Raw genomic sequence first — 21,141 nt, 5'->3', positions numbered from 1 at the left:
TTCAATAAATTTTTCATCGCTTTATTTCTTATCCGATTAGATGGCATATACATCATTCACCTGTTGGTTGTTTTTTTGATTTCTCCTCCTATTCTTTGCACTAATTCCTGTTCAAGGAGCATATCTGCGTGTCCTGAAGTTTCATCATATTCATAAACCGGGTAAGTAACGATATCCAAATCATTTGCAGAAATTGCCTCCCAACTTCCCCCCTGCCCCATAAAGATCTGCCCTACAAGAGCACCATGGTAAATAATCTTATATCCTCCAGCTTCCTGGGGGTGGATGTTTAAATCTAATTGTTCATTACCGTTTTTGATGACTATGTTAAATGGATCCATAATATTTTCTCTATAAATGTTATATTTTACCCGCTTTATTTCTACAATTAAACATGCTCACCGTTTATACGTTTAAACCGTTCTTCAAGAGCAGAACGCCAATCTTGAATCGCCCCCTCGAGGGTATCTCCACGTCCGAAAATACCAGTTTCGCGATCTGGTCCCGATAAGCAAAAGAAAGTTGTACCATCTAAATATACCCTGGGTTTTAACTTTTGTACTGCCTGATCATACCTGTTATAATCAATTTCGATTTTAGTATTGGGATTTATTGAATAATCTATTCCAGAAGGTAAGTCATCCGGATCCTTTGGATTTTGATTTTGCGTTTCCATGATCTTAGTTATTTAATGAAATTAAAGCTTAAGAAAGGGACGTATTATAAAGGATACTGAACAATTAACAGTTATATAAACACATTGTTTTTTGATGGCTTCTAAATTTAACTTTGCCTTTTATAGACCACTTATTTCTCCATAGCAAAATCCCGATTGTTTTTAACAACCGGGATTCCTTTTAATATTTTAACTTTTATTTACGACAACCTACTGTTTAAATTTCGGCTTCTTTTCTAACTTTTGGAAACTGCTGGAAAAGGCATGTAAATAACAGTTTACTCATTTTAAAATATCTTTTAGCTAGCCTCTTCATCGACCATACCGAACTGGATTAAGAGTGGAAACAGACCAAGGTGAGTAGTGGCACCCTGGTGGTTAACATCCCTGTCAAGTACCTCTATAAACATTTCTCTGGCTGCTTCAGTACGACCTAGACCTAGATAACCAAGACCAATCAAATAGCAACAATGAATGTAATTTTTTAAATTAAGGTCCTGATCAAAGACCAGTAAATCAGGAAGGGAAACCGCAAAATAATCAATCTCAATCTCATCATTCAGGTGTAGTTTACCAAACTGGATAAACCTTTCAAAAATCTCCTTTGCCTTATCACGCTCCTCCAGCTTTAACCAGGCTAATCCCTGATAGAAAATTTTATCCGGCTGAGGATCATTGTAAAATATCGCTTGTACCGGTTCTGTAGTTCCGGATGTGGCCTGTAAAAACTTTTGATCCGCCTGGTCCTTCAATCCCATTTTCTCGTACACACAACCTTCCAGATAATGAATATCATTTTCCTGTGCGCCATACAACTTTCCCTCTCCAAGATTGTGGGGATAATGCTTTGCCTCTGAAAGCAGCACTAATGCAGTTTGATACTCTCCCTCCATGAGTGCGGTTTTGGCGAGTTGGGTATGGCAAAGGAGGTACTGTCCGACTACCTTTCCTTCCCCTCCTTCCCAGGGATGAAACTGCCGGCTGGCAAGCAGCGCTTTAGCTTCCCGATAACCACTCAGGTGATTACATAACGTAATTTGTTCCAGGTATAAATCATCACGGTAACTAACCAGGTCAGGATACTTTTCCAACATAGCCAGGCGTCGCTCCGGAGCATACCCCATTTTCTTATACAGCTGATCCAGCTCCATGAACACCCGGGCATCTGCTATATCCAGGCTAAACGCTTTTTCTAGCGACTTAAGTGCAAGACCTGAGTCATCCAAATGATTGTGATAGGCCAGCGACAGGTTTCTATGTGCTGTAGGGAAAGTAGGATCTTCCTTCACCGAATTCTCCCAACACGTTACTGCTTCTTTAAATTGCTGTTTACCATACCAGAAATTACCCAAATAGTAATACGCCTTAGCATCTTTAGGATTGTGTTCGATAGCAGATAACAAGACATTGACATCTTCTATCCGGTGTGGAAAACAGAAGTCCGGGTCTGCATACTGTCCTTTCAAAAGGTACGCCTGCGCCGATTGTGGATCTCCACTCTTCAGTGCAAACGAGCCCAGGTAATAATAAACCATCGGATACATCGCTGCCTGTTGCTCATGGATATAGACAGACAAAAGCCCGGACGCCTCTTTATACAATCCCGCTTGCGCATATTCCAGCGCACAGGCTATATAGTTATGAACATCTTGTCGCATCAACTGTACAAGTTCGCTTAAAGATACTTCTGATGCACTTAAATCACCTGTTTCCAATTGTATAGTATACCTTTCATACAGACAGCCGAAATTGAAGGGATCAATTAACAGAGACTCTTCAAGAAAAGTCATCGCCTCTTTAAACCTGGCCATTTTATGTAGGATAGCCGTTTTAAGATGGCGTGCAGCAGGTGAATGGTAATTACGCAATAAAGATTTGTTGATCAGGTATAAGGCATCTTCGTAATCTCCCTTTTCTGAGGCAATCCCCGACAGCGCAAAAAAACCAGCATCCTGCCAGGCAGCATTCCAGGTTGATTTATAAATCGCTTCATAAGCTTCCTCTGCTTTTCCCTGCATTTTTAAAGACAGCCCCAAATTATAATAAGGTTCTCCATCATAGGGATTAGGATTGCGTAATGTTAACGTTTTTATGGCCGTACGAAAGAATTGTTCAGCTACCGCAAACTGTCCGCGTCTCATATTCCATAGTCCCATCGCATTGTTGCAACGGACATCTCCCGGCTCCATTTTCAGGGCTTCCGTATAATAATCTGTCGCCAGATAAGTGGCGTGACGGTATTGCTCGATATGCAAGCCATTGAGGAATAACTCTTCTACAGAGTCTATGTTTCCAGGTGCTTTCGCTGCTGTTGCAGCTGCTGGAATTTCCTTAGGATCCACCTTTTCATGTTCATAACTCACCAATAGTTTATGGTCGCAGGTTGCCACAAGAACACGAACACTTTCCAGAGAAACTTCGGTCTTCAAGGGTATGGTTTTCTCAAAAACCGAAGCGGGAGAAAGATCAAAGTAAGTAGTATCTTCCAGCACTTCATTGATAAACAAACTAACCACAGCCGAAGGAAAAGAAGCCGTAGCATAAACTTTTATGTCCAGTGTATTCCCGTCCAGTTCTACATTTAACATCGCTTCTTTAGTGGCATTTTTAACTGCACCTATCTTAGCATAAGGCATAAAATACTGCTCAAATGTTTTTTCCTCATTAGGCTGTAACCAGGAAAAATCAGGCTGATTGTCTGTGTAGACACCTGTCATCAGCTCAATATAAGGTCCATCTTCATCAGTCAGATTTCTATCCCAGGCTAGTCCAAACTCACCATTCCCCCAGGTCCATTGCTTTTTACCTGGTGCAATATGGTGATTGGCCACATGCAACATTCCAGCTTGTGTATCATGCTCATACCCTCCAATAAAATTATAGCTGGATCTGATAGCCATGTAAGAAGTGGGCACAGGAATATTTTTATAGCAGGAAATATCTGTTCCCGGTGAATAATCCTTTTTATAATAAGTACCGGTAGCAATTGGAAAATCAGAAACATCCCGCTTACCATGGTCAAAAACCGCATATACATCAGGTGGAAAAATCGACTGATAGTGATCATTTACCTTTACTGCAGGATTCGCCCACCACAAAAATGTTTCTGGGAATGGTGTCGGGTTATAAACCTTTCCTTTAACTTCCAGATAAGCTTTATCGGGATACAGGGTAAAACCTGCCATTCCTTTAGTTCGGAACATCAATTCCAACTCATTTACCCAAATGGTTTTACTACCGTCATCATATGATTCTATGGTGAAATCTATAGGATCAAATGTACTTGGACGATGGTGTTGTGGCCAGTTAAACTCTATTCCTCCTGAAATCCATGGGCCTGTTAAGCCTACCAAAGCTGGTTTTATCACTTGGTTGTAGTAGATAAAATCACGGTCACGCACTTTATCATAGGCTCTTTGGATTCTTCCACCAAGTTCGGGAAGCACCATTATTTTCAAATATTCATTTTCAATAAATACTGCGGTATACTCCTTATCGATCTTTTCATCAGAGATTTTTTCGATCACAGGGTTCGGGTATACTGCTCCTGTACTTCCCTGGTATACTCTTTTTTCTAAAAAAAGGGGATTCTTCTCTGGCTTACCTGTTTCGTAAGTAGGAATGATGACTTTCTCCACCCATGCGGTTACTTCCATAATATAATTCGTGCTTCTTTATTAGATAATAATATTAATTAATGAGGGCTGAAAACAGATTCCAGTTCTTCCAAAGTTTTCCCTTTGGTTTCTTTAACTCTTGCCCTGATAAAAAGGAAACCCATAATACAGATCCCCGAATAGAGGTAAAAAGTATTGTGCATTCCAATCGATTTGGCAAGGACAGGAAAAGTAAAAGTGAGTATAAAGTAAGCTGCCCATAAGCAGAGTATAGCAATGGATGATGCTGCCCCTCTCACATGATTCGGGAAAATTTCTGAAATCAGTACCCAGGTAACTGGTCCAAGGGAAATGGCGTATGTTCCTATGGCAGCCAGCAAAAACACACCTACCAAAGCAGAATGTACGGCTAGTAATTGTGCAATCACCACATATAAAATGGCCAGTGCCGCTGCACCGAACAACATGAGTGGCCTGCGGCCAATTTTATCCACCAGAAACATGGCCAGGATGGTGAAAAACAGATTTACACCTCCTATAAATACCGTTTGTAGCAACTGGTCATCTTTCGATGCACCAATACTGGCAAATATATTCGAAGGATAATTAAAGACTACATTGATCCCGCAAAGCTGCTGAAATACCGCGAGTACAATCCCGATGGTTACCGCTGGCAAAACGGCTTTCCCGAAAACGGCTGTATAACTGACCTTTTGATTTCCTTTTGCAGCAGATTTCATCATTTCCATCGCAGTAACGGAAAAATCGGCACCGCCTATTTTCTCCAGGACTTTCAGTCCTTTACTTTCTTTTCCGGTCTGAAGTAACCACCTTGGACTTTCCGGTAGCCAGATCACCCCGATAATAAACAGTGCAGAAGGTACAGCGCCAAGACCAAACATCCACCTCCAGGCATCAGGCCCACTATTACGGAGAGAATAATTGATCAGGTTGGTGATCAGAATCCCAAGTACAATGGTTAGTTGATTGATGCTCACCATTCTTCCTCGGTATTTTGCCGGAGAAACCTCGGCAATATACATAGGTGACAACAGGGAGGCCATACCTACTCCTATTCCCGCCACAAATCTGGAGAAAATAAAAACCCCCAGATCGGAAGCAAATGCCATTGCGAGAGAAGAAAGACCAAAAATAAGGGCCGCTAAAAATAGTCCTGGTCTGCGACCGTATTTATCGGCCACGCGGCCGGCTGTTAAGCAGCCGATGATAGCGCCAAGGGCCAATGACCCGGTTGCAAAGCCTTCCCAGTATTCATTTAATCCAAACTGATCCCGTAAAAAAGGTAATGCACCTGAAATTACGGCAAAGTCAAAACCAAACAGATATCCCCCTAATGCGGAGATAAAAGAGATAGACAAAAGGTACGAAGTTTTAAATTGTTGCATTGTAGGTTTAGGTTAACAAAACCAAATTTGAACTAATAAAAGCAACTATACAATAGAAATAATTATGAAAGGAATGGACAATATTACGGAATTATACATAAATTCAGCCCTAACAAAAGCCAGATGGAAAACGAAACAACTGAAATTAAAAAGAAAGAAGGTTTTAATGGTCAAAAAGCAATTGTCTTGCCCCGGTCTATCCTTGTCAAAACCTGTATTCCTAATCCCCTCCTGGCGGGAATCTACATTACAGATATCGGATTTTACCCTAAAGCAAAATTTCATTACAGAGAACGTAACTATGGGATAGATCAATACATCCTTATTTACTGTACTGATGGAAAGGGTGAAGTAAAAATTGAAGACACTTCTTATACCCTTAAAGCGGGAAATTTCATTGTCATACCTGCCGACAAATCACATGCCTATGGTTCCGATCAGAACACCCCCTGGACCATTTACTGGGCGCACTTCAAAGGCCACCTTGTTAAATCACTAATCAGATTGCTTCTTAAAAGACAGAAGAGTTATAAAGGACTTGTACAGTTCAATGAATCAAGGATAAAACTATTTGACGAAATCTACTTAAATCTGGAAAGAGGTTACAGTACCGATAACCTCTGCTATGTCAATATCAGTTTCTCTCATTTCCTTTCTTCCTTTATTTTTGATGAGAAATTCAATTATTCGGCTAAACAAAGTATAGTTAATCCCATTGATGTTTCCATTGAGTTTATGCAGAAAAACCTCCATACCACCTTTACACTGGAAGATATCGCAAAATCAGTTAATTTATCATCCTCCCATTTCTCGGCACTTTTCAAAGATCAAACAGGTTTTGCTCCGATTAAATATTTCAATCACATTAAAATACAGAAAGCCTGCCAATATCTTCAGTTCACAGACCTCCGGATCAAAGAGATTGCCTTAACGCTCGGTATAGATGACCAGTACTACTTTTCAAGAATGTTTTCTAAAATCATGGGCGTTTCTCCACAAGACTATAAATTAAAGAGAGAAACACTCCGGGAAACCAAGTTTTTATAAAAGCATAGTGGTTACTCTTCTATTTTTCTAAAAATCAATTTCATAGTTTCAGCATCAATGGAATTCATATCTATCAATTTTAATGACTTAACCATCTTCAACGTTCCTGTTTTGTAAAACTTGAAGTGAGCTGTTTCCAGATGTGATAGATAAGCCTGTTTATTGGCGTAGATTTCAATGATCCTGATCTGATTTGGATTTTCTTTAACAGACATCGGAAAAATTGCAATAACCCCGGGTTCAATTTTCATAGAAATCGCAGCTTCTTCTTTCAAAATGGTAGTGTAGGCTTCTAAATATTCGGGAATAATCTCGATTTCAGAAATACGCACCAACATATCTGGCGCAACGACAGTATTCTCCATTAGATTAGCCACATCAACCGATTCCCGTTGATCCCGGGCATTCATTGTAGTAGCATTTAAGGTTAAACAAAAAAGGAGGAAGTACTTTGTAAACTTATTCATCAGCTTTATTTTTATTCTATAATTCAAATTTCACTAGTATTGTTTGGATAGCCTGTAGATAGGATACAAATTTATTTAATAGTGTCCAATTTTTCGAAAATTATTGCAACTCGAACGTAACAGTTACAGCTCCAGAGGCTAATGCTGCAGCGTAACCTGACGTATCATCAACTTTCCCAATTCTCGAATAGCTGTAAGAGGTTGAAAATGATTTATAAAACAGCACCAAGGTCCCTGGACCATAAAGCATGATATCTCCGTTCTGTATCGAGCCGGGATTAGAAGCGTTTGACGGCAGATTATTCGGAAAACCGTAAAGTTTCTCATTCCCATTCAATTCGCTCATATTGATAGTAAGCGGCATCATAGCCTTAAAAGCATTTGCCGTTGCATTATCGTAAAGCGAGGCTGTAAAAACAGAAGAACCAACCGTAATTTTGACTTTATTCCTGGAAATCTGGTCGTTTATAATCGGGTCATTATCCTTACTACATCCTGCAAAGGAGTGTGTAAATGTTAGTGCGAATATTGCTGTTAAGAATTTTCTCATATTTTTATTCTATTTCAAAGATTGATGTCGCACTCCATTTCGTATAGAGGGTAACATTACTGTTTATGATATGGAGCGACGATAACGAGCTTTATTTGAGATTTTCTGTAAAAAACTTTTGCAGCTTGTCAAATGGGATTACATCAGGTTTATCATATAAATCAACGTGTACAGCATTGGGGATAATGATTAATTCTTTCGGTTCTAAAGCCGCTTTGTAGGCATCTTCGCTGAAATAACGGGAATGTGCTTTTTCGCCGGCGATTAAAAGTATTGGTCTCGGCGAAATCTCCTTGATGTAGGTCAGAATCGGCATGTTCATAAACGACACAGGATTGGTAATCGTCCAGGAACTGTTTGAGTTTAAGGAGCGTGGATGAAAGCCACGCTCTGTTTTGTAATAAGCAGCATATTCTTTTACAAATTGAGGAGCATCATCAGGTAAATTTTCCAATCCTTTTGGAGCTAATTCAGGAGCTCCATTTTTCGCATCTTTCCAACGTTGCTCGCCTATTTGTACTAATTGTTGTGTACGCTCTTCAGGTGTAGTGGCATCAAAATATCCTCTTGCGTTCACTCTCGACATATCATACATACTGGTAACAGCAACAGCTTTCACACGTTTATCAACAGCAGTAGCGTTTAATGCAAACCCTCCAAATCCACAAATACCGATGATACCTATTTTATTACGGTCGATATTCTTCTGTATACCCAAAAAATCTACTGCGGCACTGAAATCTTCGGTGTTTATATCAGGTGATGCTACATTGCGAGGTTCACCACTGCTCTCGCCTGTATAAGAGGGGTCAAAGGCAAGGGCAATAAAGCCCCGTTCTGCCATTTGGTTAGCATACAATCCTGAAGATTGTTCTTTTACCGCACCAAATGGACCGCTAATTGCAATAGCAGGCTGAGCCTCGTTACCTTGTTTTTTCGGAAGGTACAAATCGCCTGTAAGCATAATTCCGTAACGGTTTTTGAATCTTACTTTCTCACGGATAACGTTCTCGCTCAATTTAAAAGTATAGTGGTCTACTTGCGCTGTATTGTTTATCTTATGCGGTTTTTGTTTGCAGGCTTGCCCTAACATCATCAGGGATGCAACTACAATTATGGCTGTTCTTTTCATATTTTATATTTTCTTCTTTATTATTTTACCAACGTGAATGTTACTCTACTGAGAGCTATACCCTGGGGTTAAATACTTTTTATGACTTTTGCTGGAATGCCACCTACTATTGTATTATCGGGAACATCTTTTGAAACAACCGCTCCTGCGGCTACCACGGCATTTTCCCCAATGGTTACTCCGGGCAGTATGGTCGCATTTGCGCCAATCCACGCATTCTTTTTGATGTGGACATGCCCGACCACCAAAGAACTCCGGTCTTCAGGATTGATAGGATGTCCCTCTGACAACAAACTAACTTTGGGAGCTATCAGTACGCCGTCATCTATGGTAATACCTCCCAGATCCAAAAACACACAATCAAAATTGATAAATACATTTTTCCCTATTTTAGTGTGCTTTCCGTAGTTGATGTACAAGGGTGTAAAAACGGTTACAGTTTCGTCAATTTCATTTCCTGTAATCTGACTCAACAAACCTCTGATTTCTGAAGGCTCTGTAGAGTTGTTCATCGCTACGAGTAGTTTTTTCGTAGCATACGAAGCAGCTATCATTTTATAAGCTTCAGGATCATTGCCAGAAACAGTTTCACCATTTCTCAATCTGTTGAAAATATCTACTTTGTCTGTCATAATTCTTTATTTGACTTTGCTTTTTTTTAATAGTACAATACTACTCTCCTAATTAATGTGCACTACAAATCTCGTAATCATCTGTGTTTTATATTTATACAGAATACTGATTAATTTACCACTTTTACTGATTTTGACTAAAATGTATGGTACACAGGTTTAGCTTTGCTAAATTTGTATGGTATAACATTCAGTTATGGAACAGGTAGATAGAATAGATACAATAGGACAATACCACCAACTTGCAGGAATAGACACCCTGCATCCCTTAGTGAGTGTTGTGAACTTCAATGAAATACCCACAATACAACAGTTCAGGCGGTATATAGGGCTGTATGCAGTATTCTTGAAAAATATTAAGTGCGGAGATATGACGTATGGCTGCCAGCCTTATGATTATGAAGACGGCACATTGGTATTTGTATCCCCTGGACAGGTTTACGGTATAGACAGCAAGGGGGTAACGATAAAACCCTCGGGTTATGGATTACTTTTTCATCCCGCTTTGATTGCAGGGACTTCCTTGGGTAAGAACATTAAGGACTATAATTTCTTTTCCTATGAAGTGAATGAAGCACTTCACCTATCCAAAAAAGAAAGGAAGACAATTATTGATTGTTTGGAAAAGATTGCTGACGAAATTGACCAGAAAATAGACAAGCACAGTAAAGCGCTCATTGTTTCCAACATCGAGGTCTTGCTGAATTACTGTATGCGGTATTATGACCGCCAGTTCATCACAAGAAGCAACGTCAATAAAGATATTTTAGTAAGGTTTGAAAACCTGATGAATGATTATTTCCAATCCAACAAGGCGCAGGATCTGGGCTTTCCAAGCGTAGCCTGGTGTGCAGAACAACTGCACCTTTCTCCAAATTATTTCGGCGACCTTATCAAAAAGGAAACCGGAAATACAGCATTAGATTATATCCAATCAAGGCTGATTGAAGAAGGCAAAATCAGAATGTTTGATGCCACTAAATCAATTAATGATATATCGTTTCAATTGGGCTTTAAATACCAGCAGCATTTCACACGTTTATTCAAGCAAAAAACAGGTTTGACACCTAATGAATACCGTAGTTTGAATTAAGAATATTATGACATTATTCCTTGTTCACTGCTGCATACTCCTCACCGGTAACAGGTGTCATCATGGCTCCCGTAAATTCTCCTGAGATTTAGCAATCAGCTCAGGCAGGTTTACTACAAGTGAAAATAATAGTAAAAAGCAAATGGAAGCGGCCAGCACCAGGTAATTTGCCGCTTTCTGCACACCTTCCTGGGCTAAAGTATTTTTCCTGACCACAGCATTCATGTTCAGCTCTTCAATAACTCTTATTTGCAAACGAGCCTTATTAAGCGCTTCATGTTTAGCCGCAATATTTGTCACTGGGTCTATTATAGTCTTATAGGCTTGTGAGAGTGCTAACACAGCCTCCCGCTCCCCTTCTTCAGTAATATTGTTTCTTTCTTTCTCCAGTTCAACACTAAATTGATTTGCCGATATCTTAGATAGTGGTAATGCATTATCGTCAAGAATCTTTCTCATCACTCTCAGGTAGCTCAAACTTTCGTAATTATCCTTAATAATGCTTTTTGAACTTGAGGCTATCCTATTCATAATGTATAGGGAAACTCCACCGAAAGAAAGGACTACCAGGAACAACAATGCGAATGCAAGCCACAATTTTGTTTTCACTTTCATGTCTTTATCAATTAATGTGAACAGCTATATCATATTACCCACAAAAACTATGCTGACCTTTTAAGTTTAGACACTATCTTGAATAAATGGATCATATTACCGCTAACAATCGAAATATAGCACATCGAGGCCCCGACAAGAATGAGTTTTTAACACGAGATTATATTTCGGTTTTATAACCGATACCGAAGTTTGATGTTTCTTCCTATAGCTTTAAGTAATCCAGGATGGTCGTTTACAGTCGCATCAACCACATCCCAATCCCCCTTTGAGTTGCAAGCAAGCTGATACTCTATCTCATTCAGGTTAATTTGGATTTCATTGGTATCTTTTGTTATCCCCTTGGTTAAAACAAGGTAGGTATAGTCTTTTTCATCAAAAGTGATGCGCAAGGGTAAATTCATAATGCAAATATAGCATCAGTAATTTGCTTTTATTATGCTCACAGTGATATACCTATAAATAGTCAATCAAACTAACCCCATTGCAACGCTTAAACTTTCAATAATTCTTGTTTCCTCATTGTGTCCATCGGTTGATAATCTAAGCAATGGTAGTCCGATAGTTTCCAAAATATGATTCTTCTTCCTGTCCCTCTCCTTTTGCAATTCATTGTCATGGAATGAAACCCCATCCACCTCGATAGCCAATACAGGGGTTTTGTCAATTTTGTTGTACAGCAGAAAATCAATCCTTGAATTATTCCTGATGAACCTGATCTCATCATCGGAAAATGGTTGAAAATCCCGAATAAGGTCTCTAAGCCTATATTCTCTGACGATATCAATAGATGAAAATTGCGTGTTTTTTAACAATACACTCTCGTTCAACAGCTTATTAATAATAAGCTCCGCAGCAGATCCACTTACGTTCTTATTCGATAAAAGAAACTGTATAAAGACCTTATTGTACTCTTTATACAGAAGATCAAAAACAGAACAGATTCTACCTTTGACAATCGTTTCAGCCGGGTTTGTGGTATAACAGATATAGCGTATCAGGTCACCGATATTAGTTCCATGAGGAAGATCCATCAATGCCGGTTTTACTACAATAAATTCTTTAACAGCTCTTGATACAGCAACATTTACCAGGTTGGGTGATTCGGATTTTCACTATCGATCTCTTCTGATTGAATATCAAATGATACCCCACCACTTTTTTTCAATATTTCTTTAAAATAATTGATTACTGACTCCGTCTGACCATTATTCCTTTTTATATCACAGATTTCAATATTGGCATTGTTTTCAATCGGATAAGAACAACTGTCTCCATCTCGAAAAATCAAATAACGACCATAATTATCAATAGTATTATATCTCTTATCTAATTTTCCATTCTCATATATGCACACACCTTCTCGTCTCGATACAAGAGAATGGTATTGTACTTTGTCAGCTCCATAATTATAGCTCACCCCATTATTAAATGTGATACGATAACCATTGTCTGTACGAACAACCGTTGAAATATCTCTTTTGTATTCAAATTTTGCGGATGTTTTGTTTTTTAAGTATACTATGAACGGATCATCCATCAACCTCTTTTATTAAAGATATATAACTCAAAATTACTAATTTAATCCTTAAGAAAAGTAACCGCCACGCAAGTAATTGCTAAGAAAAACAGTTAAATTATTACACAATATATTTTAACTGAAAGCACGATCGTCACTTTGGATTTTTGAGTTTTATTATTCCATATACGCTCTGGCATTATATTTTTTGTAATTGGCAAAAAGCATGTAGCCACTAAATATTCCTTATTGTCGTCTTTAGGTAATTTACCGGTAGTGTATATGACTACTTTTAATGGATGGACACATGATAAATTTGGCAGCCGGTATATGCTTACTGTAGAGGCAATAGCGGGGCTGGTATTTGTAATTATTTTCTTCCTTATTCTAAAAGTTATGAGGAAAAAAAATCTAATTCCGGTAATTATTGAATCCTATGATGCAGTAAAGCAAACTTAAATAAAGAGCCGTTCTTCTTATTGAAAAACAGCTCTTAAACCTGGACCCTTTGTATCAGCTTTGTTTAACAAAGTTTAGGAACGTTGAGATTCCTCATAATTAGGGCCGTACATAGATGGCACTTTATTTCCTGTTACCCTAAGGTGCGAGATAAGCTCTCCGCGATGATGATACAAATGATTATAAAGAAATCCCCTGATCACCTGAATCTTCGGCATTGATGGCATAATTGGGTTGCCTCCTGCAGACATTGTCCAGTCATTCATATACTGTGATTCATCAGAGTTTTCTATTTCAGTCTTTGCCTTCGAAACATTTTCTTCAAACTTTTCCAGGATGTTAGCGGCTTTGCTAATATCTCCTTTGTCATATTTATAAGAACCCATATCAAATTCATCCTGGTTAAATGTAGGCCCATACCAGTTGTATACTTCGGCAATATGCGAAGCTAGCTGACCTACCGACCAAAGATGTGGCTGCGGACGGTATTCTAATGCACTGTCCGGAATCATGGTTAATAACTTTCTTGTGTTTTCTGCTTCATGCAGGAATTCACCAATTAATGCTTGTTTCATCATTTTTCTAGTAATTAATTCAACATAAAAATAAGGAATATTTCACTATGTTCATCCTGGAATCAATTAAAAAATAAGGTTTAACCCGCTTTACTTTTCATTCCGATGCAGTCATTTTAGAATTAAATATCATTAGTTTGTTTCCTTACGCACCAGGTGGTCATGCTTCTCATGTTCTGGACATTGGTAGTCTTAATGGGTTCATGCAGTTCGCCACCAAGTTTCTTGGTGAGGCGAAGCAGCATTTCCTGGTTGACCAAAAAACGCTCTGATCCATCAGGAAGGATATATCTGCCATTCCCAATAAATCTAACCAATGATTCAATTCCAATTTCTGAGGCAAGCCGGCAGAAAAAATATCCTCCGGGCCGCAGTACTTCCCACATGGAATTGAGCATAGCTTCGAAATGACTGAGGTTCTCCGCGAAATGAAGTACAGCACTGCTGATCACTAAATCAAAGCGCTCAGGCTTGAAGGATAGTTGCTCTACGGTGGAAACCATAAAGTTCTCATCTGGGATTACTTGTGGAAATGGACTTGCCAGGTTTTTAACAAAAGCAATAGCTTCCTGGCTACTATCTACGCCAAACACCTCAAAGCCGTTTCTTAAAAAATATAATAGATTTCTACCAGTGCCGCATCCTGCATCTAACACGGAACTGCAGTCATCATACGTGCCTTTAACCAGCTGATCGAACAAATAAATATCAATATTTCCAAGTGTTTCCTTTAAATTCTCCCTTTTCATCTGAGACCAAAGATAAAGACAAGGACTGATGGAAAGAAATTACATACTAAAATCATTCCATCTGAACAATAAAAAACAGACCTCAGTTCTCCCTGAATATTTTACACAACCATTAGTGATTGATTCGAATCCTTTGTAATATTATATTACTATTTTTAATAAATCAATTGAACGTATGTAAAACTTAGTGGAAGGCTTCAGGATCGGATTTTCAGTGATGTTGAAAAATCTGGACCATCTGTTCGCCGCTTCATCGCAGAATTAATAGAAATAAACTAAAAACAAAAAACATGAGAGCAATTAATCCATGGATCAACTTCAACGGCAATGCTGAGGAAGCATTCACTTTTTACAAATCAGTTTTTGGCGGCGAGTTTACAAAAATCATCCGTTTTAAAGACTTATCAGGCCCCGGGTTTCAGGTAGCTGAAGATGAGGCAAATAAAATAATGTACATCGGCTTGCCCCTAGGCAAAAACAATGTGTTAGTAGCCAACGATGTTCCCGATTTTTTGGGACGGATAAGCGAAAAGGAAAACCGGTCTAAAATATATGTGAATGCCGAAAGCCGTGAAGAAGCAGATAAAATATTTAGCGGACTATCAGCTGGCGCAGAAGTTGAAGGGCCCATTGACGACAGTCCATGGGGCACCTATGCCGGAATGTTCAGGGATAAATATGGTATTGAATGGATTGTAGAGTTTGACCCTGCTTATAACGGGTAAGGTTAACAGTGGACTTTCGTCAGCGCAGGCGTGCTACAGATATAGAAACTGTAGCACCCAATCAACTTGTGGGACAAAAAAACAACAAATACCAACAAGAAAAAAGGCTGAAAATCTGATTATTAAATCAGATTTTCAGCCTTTTACAATATCTTACTTATATCTATTTATCGATTCTTAGGAGCCTTATTTACGATACATAAAACACAATCAACTTAAAATAAGTTAATTAAAGAGAAAGGGCGATTACTTCTCCATCCTGAGGTATTATCAATTTATCTTTACATATATTGAATTCGACAGCTTCCTTACTTAAAGAGCTCCTGGTTGTACGACAATGATCCAGGGCATCCATATGTACAGCTATCACTTTCGCCTTACCACTTTCACCTATTAAAGCCATTGTCTGCGCTTCGTCCATGATGATTGCCGTATTTTCATACCCTTGGATACGCGCTCCTCCGGAATTAACAACAATATAGTCAGGATCAAACTTTTTGATATTTTTCTTAATATCTTCTGTCCAGATAGCGTCTCCAACAATATACACAGTGGGTTGGTTCTTTGCTTTTAATACAAAGCCGGACGTCTTGCCCATCATCTTCAATACCTCGCCGCTACCATGCTGCCCCTCTACCCGATGAATGCTTATATCGTTCCATAGCGTATTGTCCTCTAAAACGGCTGCATTATTAAAACCTTCCTTTTCGAAGAATTCCTTATCTGCAGGTTGGTGTAACAGTTCAATGGATTTATCCAGGATTTGACTAGCGGCCTTGTCAAAATGGTCATCATGTGTATGTGTCACTAATACCAAATCAACATTTTTAACGATTTCATTTATTGGCAGTTTCAGATCAACTGTTGGGTTTTTCTGGATGCCAGCCCAAGACTCTATTGCTCCTTTTGGAGATAGCATAGGATCTACTAAGATCTTTTTTCCGCCATACTCAATGATTAATGTTGCGTTTCTAACTAACTGGAGAATCGGTTTCGTACCCGAATTGCTCTGACCAAATGATATGGCAGCTGACAACGTTAGTGCTACTGCTAAAATTACTTTTTTCATGAATTTCTATTTTTGATTAATAATATCCCACCTCTAATAAGAATTTTGGAGTGATGAATGCATTACAAAGGTCGGAACAGTAAATTGTCTTTAACGTATCAAACACCTGCTAATAACTACCATTTTGATAACAGCATACTATCTTAGTAGTATCAGTAAAAGGCTATTAATGATAATATTCACTACCTTTGTGTACTAATAATAAAACATGAAAACGATCAAATTTCATAAAACTGAATGCGGAGTCGACTTCCTGCTAAATGTGTTAACAGAAAAAGATATTGACTACACTGATACAGGTACTTTTGATACTGACTATTTCGAGATTTTATTTTTTAAAGAAGCAAAGGGTGTACTAATTCTAAACCAGCAAGAAATCGAGTTGAAAGCAGGTTCGATTATCTTTATCTCACCGTTTCAAAAACGAAACTGGAGATTGGATCCCAACAATCTTCAGGTTACTACTTTGATTTTTCAAGAAGCCTTTTTAAATGACTTTTTTGCCGATAAGCTATTCACTTACCGATTATTGTACTTTTACCAGCTGGTACATCCTTTAAAAATGAATATTGATCAGGATGAAATGCTAAAATACTGCAACCTGTTGACAGAGATCAAAATGGAGCTATTGACTAGTGAGACCGATAGTGTCCATATTATTCGCTCCTTACTATACTATCTCCTACAGACTCTGAACCGCCGATATGCAAAGCAACATACACTTTCTTTGAAAAAAACAGGGAATAATCTGGCTTTTCAACTTAAGAATTTAGTAGAGATCCACATCAAGGAGGTGCAACGAATCAATGATTATGCTGAAATGTTGGGCATCAGCAGAATTTCACTGAACAAAGCGGTCAAAGCCCAATTCAACACTACAGCTACCCAATTGATAAAACAGCGACTTCTTTTTGAAATACAAAACTCGCTTCTTCATTCAAACAAAACTATTAATGAGATAGCTTACGAACTTAATTTTTCTGAACCGAACCATCTGATGAGATTCTTTAAAACTCAAACGGGTCAAACCACAACTGAGTTCATCAATAGCATGACTAGCATTCCTGGAAAACTAGAAATAAATCCTGCAAAAAATATCAATTAAGGACATAGTCTATTCTGTACTTTTCTATTTCTTTGCTTTGAAAATCTTCACTAACGTTGGCTTTATAAAAAGTATTATTCCGAACACGTAAGAAACAACAGCAATGGCCAGTCAAAATCTGACATATTTCTAAGTCTAATTGTTAAATAACAATTAAACGTTTATAACATAATTTAAAATCGTCCTGATCGAATTTGTTTGTAGTGCTGAAAGATGAGGATAAATAAACTATAGCTCTAAATAAGGCGCTAACCCTATTTCAAGAATACTAATTAATTCGGCATCCATATATTGATATTCATCAGGGATCTCCAATATAATGACCTGTTTGCTATTCAACAAAGAAGGATACTTCTGGTTTAACAATTGTTTATGATGCTTTTCCATTACGAAGATCAGATCAGCCCATTCAAGCAGCTTCTCATTTACTTTAATACGAGCTGAACTAGAGGTACCAGCAGAACGAATATTAAATCCACTAAGATTTTTAAAAATGTCTTCTGCTGTTCTACTACGCCATTGGTTGCGACTACAAATGAAAAGAAAATTGTTCGACATCTTAAGTAATTTATCAGGATCATCCCTTACCTTTTATGGAAACTCCATTAATTCCTTTGAGAAAGGAATTAATGGAGTTTTTTAAACAAAAGAAATTTACAAGACATGGCCAGAATTTATATTTAAAATAATAACCATATAAAACTTAAAGGAATTATTTCCCGATACACATAATGTAATTACATGTAAATCAATTAATTACAAATATAAAGCGACAAAAGAATAACTGATTTATCATCCGTGGTAATCTACCCCGTAATGTTGACAACTACTGTAAATATACTGTAATCAAATTAGTTATCTATATAAAATAGCCTAATATTTAAGAAAAGTGATCACCATACTTATAAAGCTCACAAACTACTCCAAATAACAACATTTCCCAGAGAAATACATACCACCCTGATTACATGCCATTTAGTCTAATTAAGTTCAAGAAAGATTTTACAGTTGGAATATCCATATGATGAAATTTCCTTTTCATAATTTTTACAGTAAAAGATATAAGCAATACTGTAAAATTGATAATTCAACACATCATTACGGTAAAACAGATAAAATTATAGATCTTTTTATACACCTCTTCCATGGTACTACCAAAATACAAACTTCATGATCCCCAAAAGCTTTTAGAAAAAATCCGTAAGAAAACCGATATTGCTGAGAAACAATAAATAATGGAAGAACCGGAAAAGAAAAACAGCACCCTGATAACCGGTGCGGCGATTGCATTGGTTGCCTCGCTGATAACAGGAACTTTCACCATTGCAGCCCAGCACTACTTCAACAATGAAGAGAAAAGAGTCCAGTTGTATCTTGATGAGAAGAAAGATTTTGTAGATGCATGTGATGAGTATATGAAACAGTACCGCCAATGGCGTGAACTGATGATATATGCTATTCAGAAGGATTCTGTTTCCAGCAAGCCCACAATGGAATTTGAAAACACACTTGAGTTCACACAAGCTTATCAGAAATGGCGTTCAGATTTTGATCTTGCGTATGGACGGATTTTCTTATTATCAAACAATGAATTTGGATTCAATACCATAAAAGTGTCCACTGTACTGCATAATTCGCTTAATGACTTCCTCCTCAATAAAAATCTTAGCCTGAGAGAAAAGCAAGATAAATTCTCCGTGCTTGAAAACTACTATTTTGCTTACTGGCTACAACCCGCCCAAGAAGAAATATTCAAATACAACTCGGGAGAAAGAGTTCAGAAAACGCTTCGCGAGTTTCAACAGGAACAACAGCAATTTCAGGTTGATGCGCAGAAAAACGACAGCATTAATCAGCAAATGCACAAAGGCCTTTCTCAGGCATTTGAATACCTTGAAAAACAAGATTCAATCAAAGGAAATACATCAAAAAGGAGAATGCCATCAAAAGCTGAACTGGATAGCCTGGTCAATTCATTTTCCCCCAATAACGCTAATCATTGACACCAACAAATAACATGAAAACACTTTGGATAACCTATGCCTGGGAAGACAATAAAGGAGGTGATGTCGAATTTATAGCGCAGGAACTGGAGCGCGCCGGAATCAGCATTAAACTTGATCGCTGGAATATAAAAGCGGGAAAAAGACTTTGGGAACAGATCGACTCATTTATCACTAAGGAAAGCCAGTGCGATGGATGGATGATTGTAGCAACGCAAAACAGTCTTGGCAGTGAGCCATGCAAAGAGGAAATAGCTTATGCCCTATCACGCGCCTTAGAAAACAGAGGTGAAATTTTTCCTATAATCGGTTTGTTCCCATCCTCAGTGGACACCAATTTAATTCCAGCGGCCATCAAAACCAGGCTTTATGTTAGTACTCAGGACGAGCACTGGAAGGAGCGCATTGTATCAGCGCTGGAAGATAGAAATCCCAATATTGCCAGAAAGCCACTGGAACCGTACTCCTTTGAATACCGAGGACCAATGTTCAATAAGCAGGTTATAGAAATCAGGCCAAGGGTCGGAACATGGGGACCATTTTATTGCGGCGTTCCCGTTGGTGAAAAAAATATAGTCAGACCTATAGTTAGAAAGGGCCCGAAAGGCCATGTCCCACCAATCGCTGGAATCGTAATTGGAGGTTTTGAGAAAGAAAGCATTGACAAGGAATGGTGGATGATCGGGCAAACAGGCGAAGTCACCCCAACAATGAGTTGTTTTTTCTATTTTGATGAGCTCCCGTCTGAATTAATATTTGGCTCGCTAGACATTGAATACAAAGTTGCGCTGAGTGTAGACCAACTTTTAAGCAATAAGTAATCAGCAGCATAACCCAAATCCCATAAATAAGCCATGTACCGTTTCAGAAACATAAATGCCCTGTTGGACGGCTTCCACGAACTGGAAAATCAGGAGATATACTTCGCAACTCCCGGGGAATTGAATGATCCGATGGAGGGCTATAGGGATATTATATGGAGCGGTGATCATATTGTTTGGGAAAACATGCTAAACCACTACCTCAGAACAGTGGAAAGAATCTATTTTTTGCTGATTTTGCTCGGAGAAAGCAAACCCATTGTCATGGATGATCTCCCTGAATATCCTCTTTCACCCACAGATTTACATAAAAGACTATTTGAAGACATCAGAAAACTATTTTTTCAGAATAATTTCATTAGCAGTCTGCCTGGTACCCTTAGTAAAAGGAGCAATCCGTTAAGAAGGGATGAACTGACCACCTATATCAGGCTAATTCATCCTTACGCCATAAATGCAGTGTCTCAGGTTTATTATAAAGAAGGACTGGCTGCTAAACCATTTTTTCAGGTAGATATGAAGACTTTAGAAGATTCATTTCTTAAACGAAATGTGTTCAAGCTAATCAATATGCTGGAAAAGAAAAAAAGTTCAAAAGTTAAAAATCTTGCTCAAACATTGTTTTCAGTCGGAAATCATATCCTGGAAGATACCTATCTCGCTAAACTCTATCAAACATCTGATTTCGAGATCCATTCCAACAAATTTTTCTTTCTGACAGAACTTCCACAAAACTTTGTTGCCCGGCTTGAAGTCTTAATGTTCCCTGACTGGTATTCCGCATCGTTCCTAAAGAACTGTAGTAACTCTGCAGTATGGGCACACTATGGAGACAACCATAAGGGTGCTTGCCTAATTTTTAAAGAAAAGATGGAGGATAA

The 21,141-nt window shown here is 38.3% G+C and carries 23 protein-coding genes; 7 read left to right on the top strand and 16 right to left on the bottom strand.

All coding sequences use genetic code 11. The features are described 5' to 3' along the window. Positions 1–56: 56 nt before the first annotated feature. The 4 genes from R2Q66_RS21240 to R2Q66_RS21225 form a co-directional block, all read right to left on the bottom strand. Positions 57–341: a hypothetical protein gene (locus R2Q66_RS21240; protein WP_316752995.1), complete on the bottom strand. Its 285-nt coding sequence runs from the start codon at positions 339–341 to the stop codon at positions 57–59. 47 nt (positions 342–388) lie between these two features. After that, positions 389–676, bottom strand: coding sequence for a hypothetical protein (locus R2Q66_RS21235; protein ID WP_316752993.1), 288 nt, complete (start codon positions 674–676; stop codon positions 389–391). Positions 677–975: 299 nt separating this feature from the next. After that, the gene (locus tag R2Q66_RS21230) at positions 976–4,332 is read right to left on the bottom strand and encodes a tetratricopeptide repeat protein (RefSeq protein ID WP_316752991.1); all 3,357 of its coding nucleotides are present in this window, start codon (positions 4,330–4,332) and stop codon (positions 976–978) included. 38 nt (positions 4,333–4,370) lie between these two features. Then, positions 4,371–5,699 carry a sugar porter family MFS transporter gene (locus R2Q66_RS21225; RefSeq protein ID WP_316752988.1) on the bottom strand — a complete coding sequence of 443 codons (1,329 nt, stop codon included), beginning with the start codon at positions 5,697–5,699 and terminating at the stop codon, positions 4,371–4,373. Positions 5,700–5,822: 123 nt separating this feature from the next. Between R2Q66_RS21225 and R2Q66_RS21220 the strand changes: the two genes are divergently transcribed. After that, positions 5,823–6,746 carry an AraC family transcriptional regulator gene (locus R2Q66_RS21220; protein WP_316752985.1) on the top strand — a complete coding sequence of 308 codons (924 nt, stop codon included), beginning with the start codon at positions 5,823–5,825 and terminating at the stop codon, positions 6,744–6,746. A gap of 11 nt (positions 6,747–6,757) precedes the next feature. Here the strand turns inward: R2Q66_RS21220 and R2Q66_RS21215 are convergent, their stop codons facing one another. From R2Q66_RS21215 to R2Q66_RS21200, 4 genes are all read right to left on the bottom strand, one after another. Next, positions 6,758–7,213, bottom strand: a complete 456-nt coding sequence (locus R2Q66_RS21215) for an antibiotic biosynthesis monooxygenase family protein (RefSeq protein ID WP_316752982.1) — start codon at positions 7,211–7,213, stop codon at positions 6,758–6,760. A 100-nt stretch (positions 7,214–7,313) separates the two neighbouring features. Continuing rightward, the gene (locus R2Q66_RS21210; protein ID WP_316752980.1) at positions 7,314–7,763 is read right to left on the bottom strand and encodes a cyclophilin-like fold protein; all 450 of its coding nucleotides are present in this window, start codon (positions 7,761–7,763) and stop codon (positions 7,314–7,316) included. 91 nt (positions 7,764–7,854) lie between these two features. Further along, positions 7,855–8,895, bottom strand: a complete 1,041-nt coding sequence (locus tag R2Q66_RS21205; RefSeq protein ID WP_316752978.1) for an alpha/beta hydrolase — start codon at positions 8,893–8,895, stop codon at positions 7,855–7,857. Positions 8,896–8,963: 68 nt separating this feature from the next. Next, complete coding sequence (locus R2Q66_RS21200; protein ID WP_316752976.1) at positions 8,964–9,527, bottom strand: DapH/DapD/GlmU-related protein; 564 nt, start codon at positions 9,525–9,527, stop codon at positions 8,964–8,966. Positions 9,528–9,723: 196 nt separating this feature from the next. On the opposite strand from R2Q66_RS21200, the gene R2Q66_RS21195 reads away from it, so the two are divergent. Continuing rightward, on the top strand, positions 9,724–10,620 hold the full coding sequence (locus R2Q66_RS21195) for a helix-turn-helix transcriptional regulator (RefSeq protein WP_316752974.1): 897 nt from the start codon (positions 9,724–9,726) through the stop codon (positions 10,618–10,620). A 60-nt stretch (positions 10,621–10,680) separates the two neighbouring features. Here the strand turns inward: R2Q66_RS21195 and R2Q66_RS21190 are convergent, their stop codons facing one another. The 6 genes from R2Q66_RS21190 to R2Q66_RS21165 form a co-directional block, all read right to left on the bottom strand. Further along, entirely contained in the window at positions 10,681–11,235 is a 555-nt protein-coding gene (locus R2Q66_RS21190; RefSeq protein WP_316752973.1) for an MCP four helix bundle domain-containing protein, read from the bottom strand. 173 nt (positions 11,236–11,408) lie between these two features. Further along, entirely contained in the window at positions 11,409–11,639 is a 231-nt protein-coding gene (locus R2Q66_RS21185; RefSeq protein WP_316752971.1) for a hypothetical protein, read from the bottom strand. 66 nt (positions 11,640–11,705) lie between these two features. Next, complete coding sequence (locus R2Q66_RS21180) at positions 11,706–12,269, bottom strand: DUF2726 domain-containing protein (protein ID WP_316752969.1); 564 nt, start codon at positions 12,267–12,269, stop codon at positions 11,706–11,708. 53 nt (positions 12,270–12,322) lie between these two features. Then, entirely contained in the window at positions 12,323–12,775 is a 453-nt protein-coding gene (locus R2Q66_RS21175) for a hypothetical protein (protein ID WP_316752967.1), read from the bottom strand. 512 nt (positions 12,776–13,287) lie between these two features. Continuing rightward, positions 13,288–13,791, bottom strand: a complete 504-nt coding sequence (locus R2Q66_RS21170) for a DinB family protein (RefSeq protein ID WP_316752965.1) — start codon at positions 13,789–13,791, stop codon at positions 13,288–13,290. A gap of 119 nt (positions 13,792–13,910) precedes the next feature. Continuing rightward, positions 13,911–14,537, bottom strand: a complete 627-nt coding sequence (locus tag R2Q66_RS21165; RefSeq protein WP_316752963.1) for a class I SAM-dependent methyltransferase — start codon at positions 14,535–14,537, stop codon at positions 13,911–13,913. Between the two features lie 290 nt (positions 14,538–14,827). Here R2Q66_RS21165 and R2Q66_RS21160 point away from each other — a divergent pair, with 290 nt between their 5' ends. Continuing rightward, positions 14,828–15,262, top strand: coding sequence for a VOC family protein (locus tag R2Q66_RS21160; RefSeq protein WP_316752961.1), 435 nt, complete (start codon positions 14,828–14,830; stop codon positions 15,260–15,262). Positions 15,263–15,491: 229 nt separating this feature from the next. On the opposite strand, the gene R2Q66_RS21155 is transcribed toward R2Q66_RS21160, so the two are convergent. Beyond that, positions 15,492–16,331, bottom strand: coding sequence for an MBL fold metallo-hydrolase (locus R2Q66_RS21155; RefSeq protein WP_316752959.1), 840 nt, complete (start codon positions 16,329–16,331; stop codon positions 15,492–15,494). Positions 16,332–16,539: 208 nt separating this feature from the next. Between R2Q66_RS21155 and R2Q66_RS21150 the strand changes: the two genes are divergently transcribed. Next, on the top strand, positions 16,540–17,436 hold the full coding sequence (locus R2Q66_RS21150; protein ID WP_316752957.1) for an AraC family transcriptional regulator: 897 nt from the start codon (positions 16,540–16,542) through the stop codon (positions 17,434–17,436). A 228-nt stretch (positions 17,437–17,664) separates the two neighbouring features. Here R2Q66_RS21150 and R2Q66_RS21145 read toward each other — a convergent pair whose 3' ends face one another. Then, a complete protein-coding gene (locus tag R2Q66_RS21145) occupies positions 17,665–17,994 on the bottom strand; it encodes a protein tyrosine phosphatase (protein ID WP_316752954.1) in 330 nt (109 codons plus the stop codon). Positions 17,995–18,671: 677 nt separating this feature from the next. Here R2Q66_RS21145 and R2Q66_RS21140 point away from each other — a divergent pair. The 3 genes from R2Q66_RS21140 to R2Q66_RS21130 all read left to right on the top strand — a co-directional run. Continuing rightward, complete coding sequence (locus R2Q66_RS21140) at positions 18,672–19,439, top strand: hypothetical protein (RefSeq protein ID WP_316752951.1); 768 nt, start codon at positions 18,672–18,674, stop codon at positions 19,437–19,439. A 14-nt stretch (positions 19,440–19,453) separates the two neighbouring features. After that, the gene (locus R2Q66_RS21135; RefSeq protein WP_316752950.1) at positions 19,454–20,260 is read left to right on the top strand and encodes a toll/interleukin-1 receptor domain-containing protein; all 807 of its coding nucleotides are present in this window, start codon (positions 19,454–19,456) and stop codon (positions 20,258–20,260) included. Positions 20,261–20,293: 33 nt separating this feature from the next. Then, a partial coding sequence (locus tag R2Q66_RS21130) for a hypothetical protein (protein ID WP_316752948.1) occupies positions 20,294–21,141 on the top strand: 848 nt, incomplete at its 3' end.

The sequence above is a fragment of the Pedobacter gandavensis genome (genome assembly GCF_032677645.1).
GTDB lineage: Bacteria > Bacteroidota > Bacteroidia > Sphingobacteriales > Sphingobacteriaceae > Pedobacter > Pedobacter gandavensis_A.
This window is presented reverse-complemented; position numbering and strand designations above follow the sequence as displayed.

Coding starts and splice junctions, on each gene's coding strand:
- R2Q66_RS21240 (WP_316752995.1), bottom strand. CDS start 341: ATGGATCCATTTAACATAGTCATCAAAAACGGTAATGAACAATTAGAT.
- R2Q66_RS21235 (WP_316752993.1), bottom strand. CDS start 676: ATGGAAACGCAAAATCAAAATCCAAAGGATCCGGATGACTTACCTTCT.
- R2Q66_RS21230 (WP_316752991.1), bottom strand. CDS start 4,332: ATGGAAGTAACCGCATGGGTGGAGAAAGTCATCATTCCTACTTACGAA.
- R2Q66_RS21225 (WP_316752988.1), bottom strand. CDS start 5,699: ATGCAACAATTTAAAACTTCGTACCTTTTGTCTATCTCTTTTATCTCC.
- R2Q66_RS21220 (WP_316752985.1), top strand. CDS start 5,823: ATGGAAAACGAAACAACTGAAATTAAAAAGAAAGAAGGTTTTAATGGT.
- R2Q66_RS21215 (WP_316752982.1), bottom strand. CDS start 7,213: ATGAATAAGTTTACAAAGTACTTCCTCCTTTTTTGTTTAACCTTAAAT.
- R2Q66_RS21210 (WP_316752980.1), bottom strand. CDS start 7,763: ATGAGAAAATTCTTAACAGCAATATTCGCACTAACATTTACACACTCC.
- R2Q66_RS21205 (WP_316752978.1), bottom strand. CDS start 8,895: ATGAAAAGAACAGCCATAATTGTAGTTGCATCCCTGATGATGTTAGGG.
- R2Q66_RS21200 (WP_316752976.1), bottom strand. CDS start 9,527: ATGACAGACAAAGTAGATATTTTCAACAGATTGAGAAATGGTGAAACT.
- R2Q66_RS21195 (WP_316752974.1), top strand. CDS start 9,724: ATGGAACAGGTAGATAGAATAGATACAATAGGACAATACCACCAACTT.
- R2Q66_RS21190 (WP_316752973.1), bottom strand. CDS start 11,235: ATGAAAGTGAAAACAAAATTGTGGCTTGCATTCGCATTGTTGTTCCTG.
- R2Q66_RS21185 (WP_316752971.1), bottom strand. CDS start 11,639: ATGAATTTACCCTTGCGCATCACTTTTGATGAAAAAGACTATACCTAC.
- R2Q66_RS21180 (WP_316752969.1), bottom strand. CDS start 12,269: ATGGATCTTCCTCATGGAACTAATATCGGTGACCTGATACGCTATATC.
- R2Q66_RS21175 (WP_316752967.1), bottom strand. CDS start 12,775: ATGGATGATCCGTTCATAGTATACTTAAAAAACAAAACATCCGCAAAA.
- R2Q66_RS21170 (WP_316752965.1), bottom strand. CDS start 13,791: ATGATGAAACAAGCATTAATTGGTGAATTCCTGCATGAAGCAGAAAAC.
- R2Q66_RS21165 (WP_316752963.1), bottom strand. CDS start 14,537: ATGAAAAGGGAGAATTTAAAGGAAACACTTGGAAATATTGATATTTAT.
- R2Q66_RS21160 (WP_316752961.1), top strand. CDS start 14,828: ATGAGAGCAATTAATCCATGGATCAACTTCAACGGCAATGCTGAGGAA.
- R2Q66_RS21155 (WP_316752959.1), bottom strand. CDS start 16,331: ATGAAAAAAGTAATTTTAGCAGTAGCACTAACGTTGTCAGCTGCCATA.
- R2Q66_RS21150 (WP_316752957.1), top strand. CDS start 16,540: ATGAAAACGATCAAATTTCATAAAACTGAATGCGGAGTCGACTTCCTG.
- R2Q66_RS21145 (WP_316752954.1), bottom strand. CDS start 17,994: ATGTCGAACAATTTTCTTTTCATTTGTAGTCGCAACCAATGGCGTAGT.
- R2Q66_RS21140 (WP_316752951.1), top strand. CDS start 18,672: ATGGAAGAACCGGAAAAGAAAAACAGCACCCTGATAACCGGTGCGGCG.
- R2Q66_RS21135 (WP_316752950.1), top strand. CDS start 19,454: ATGAAAACACTTTGGATAACCTATGCCTGGGAAGACAATAAAGGAGGT.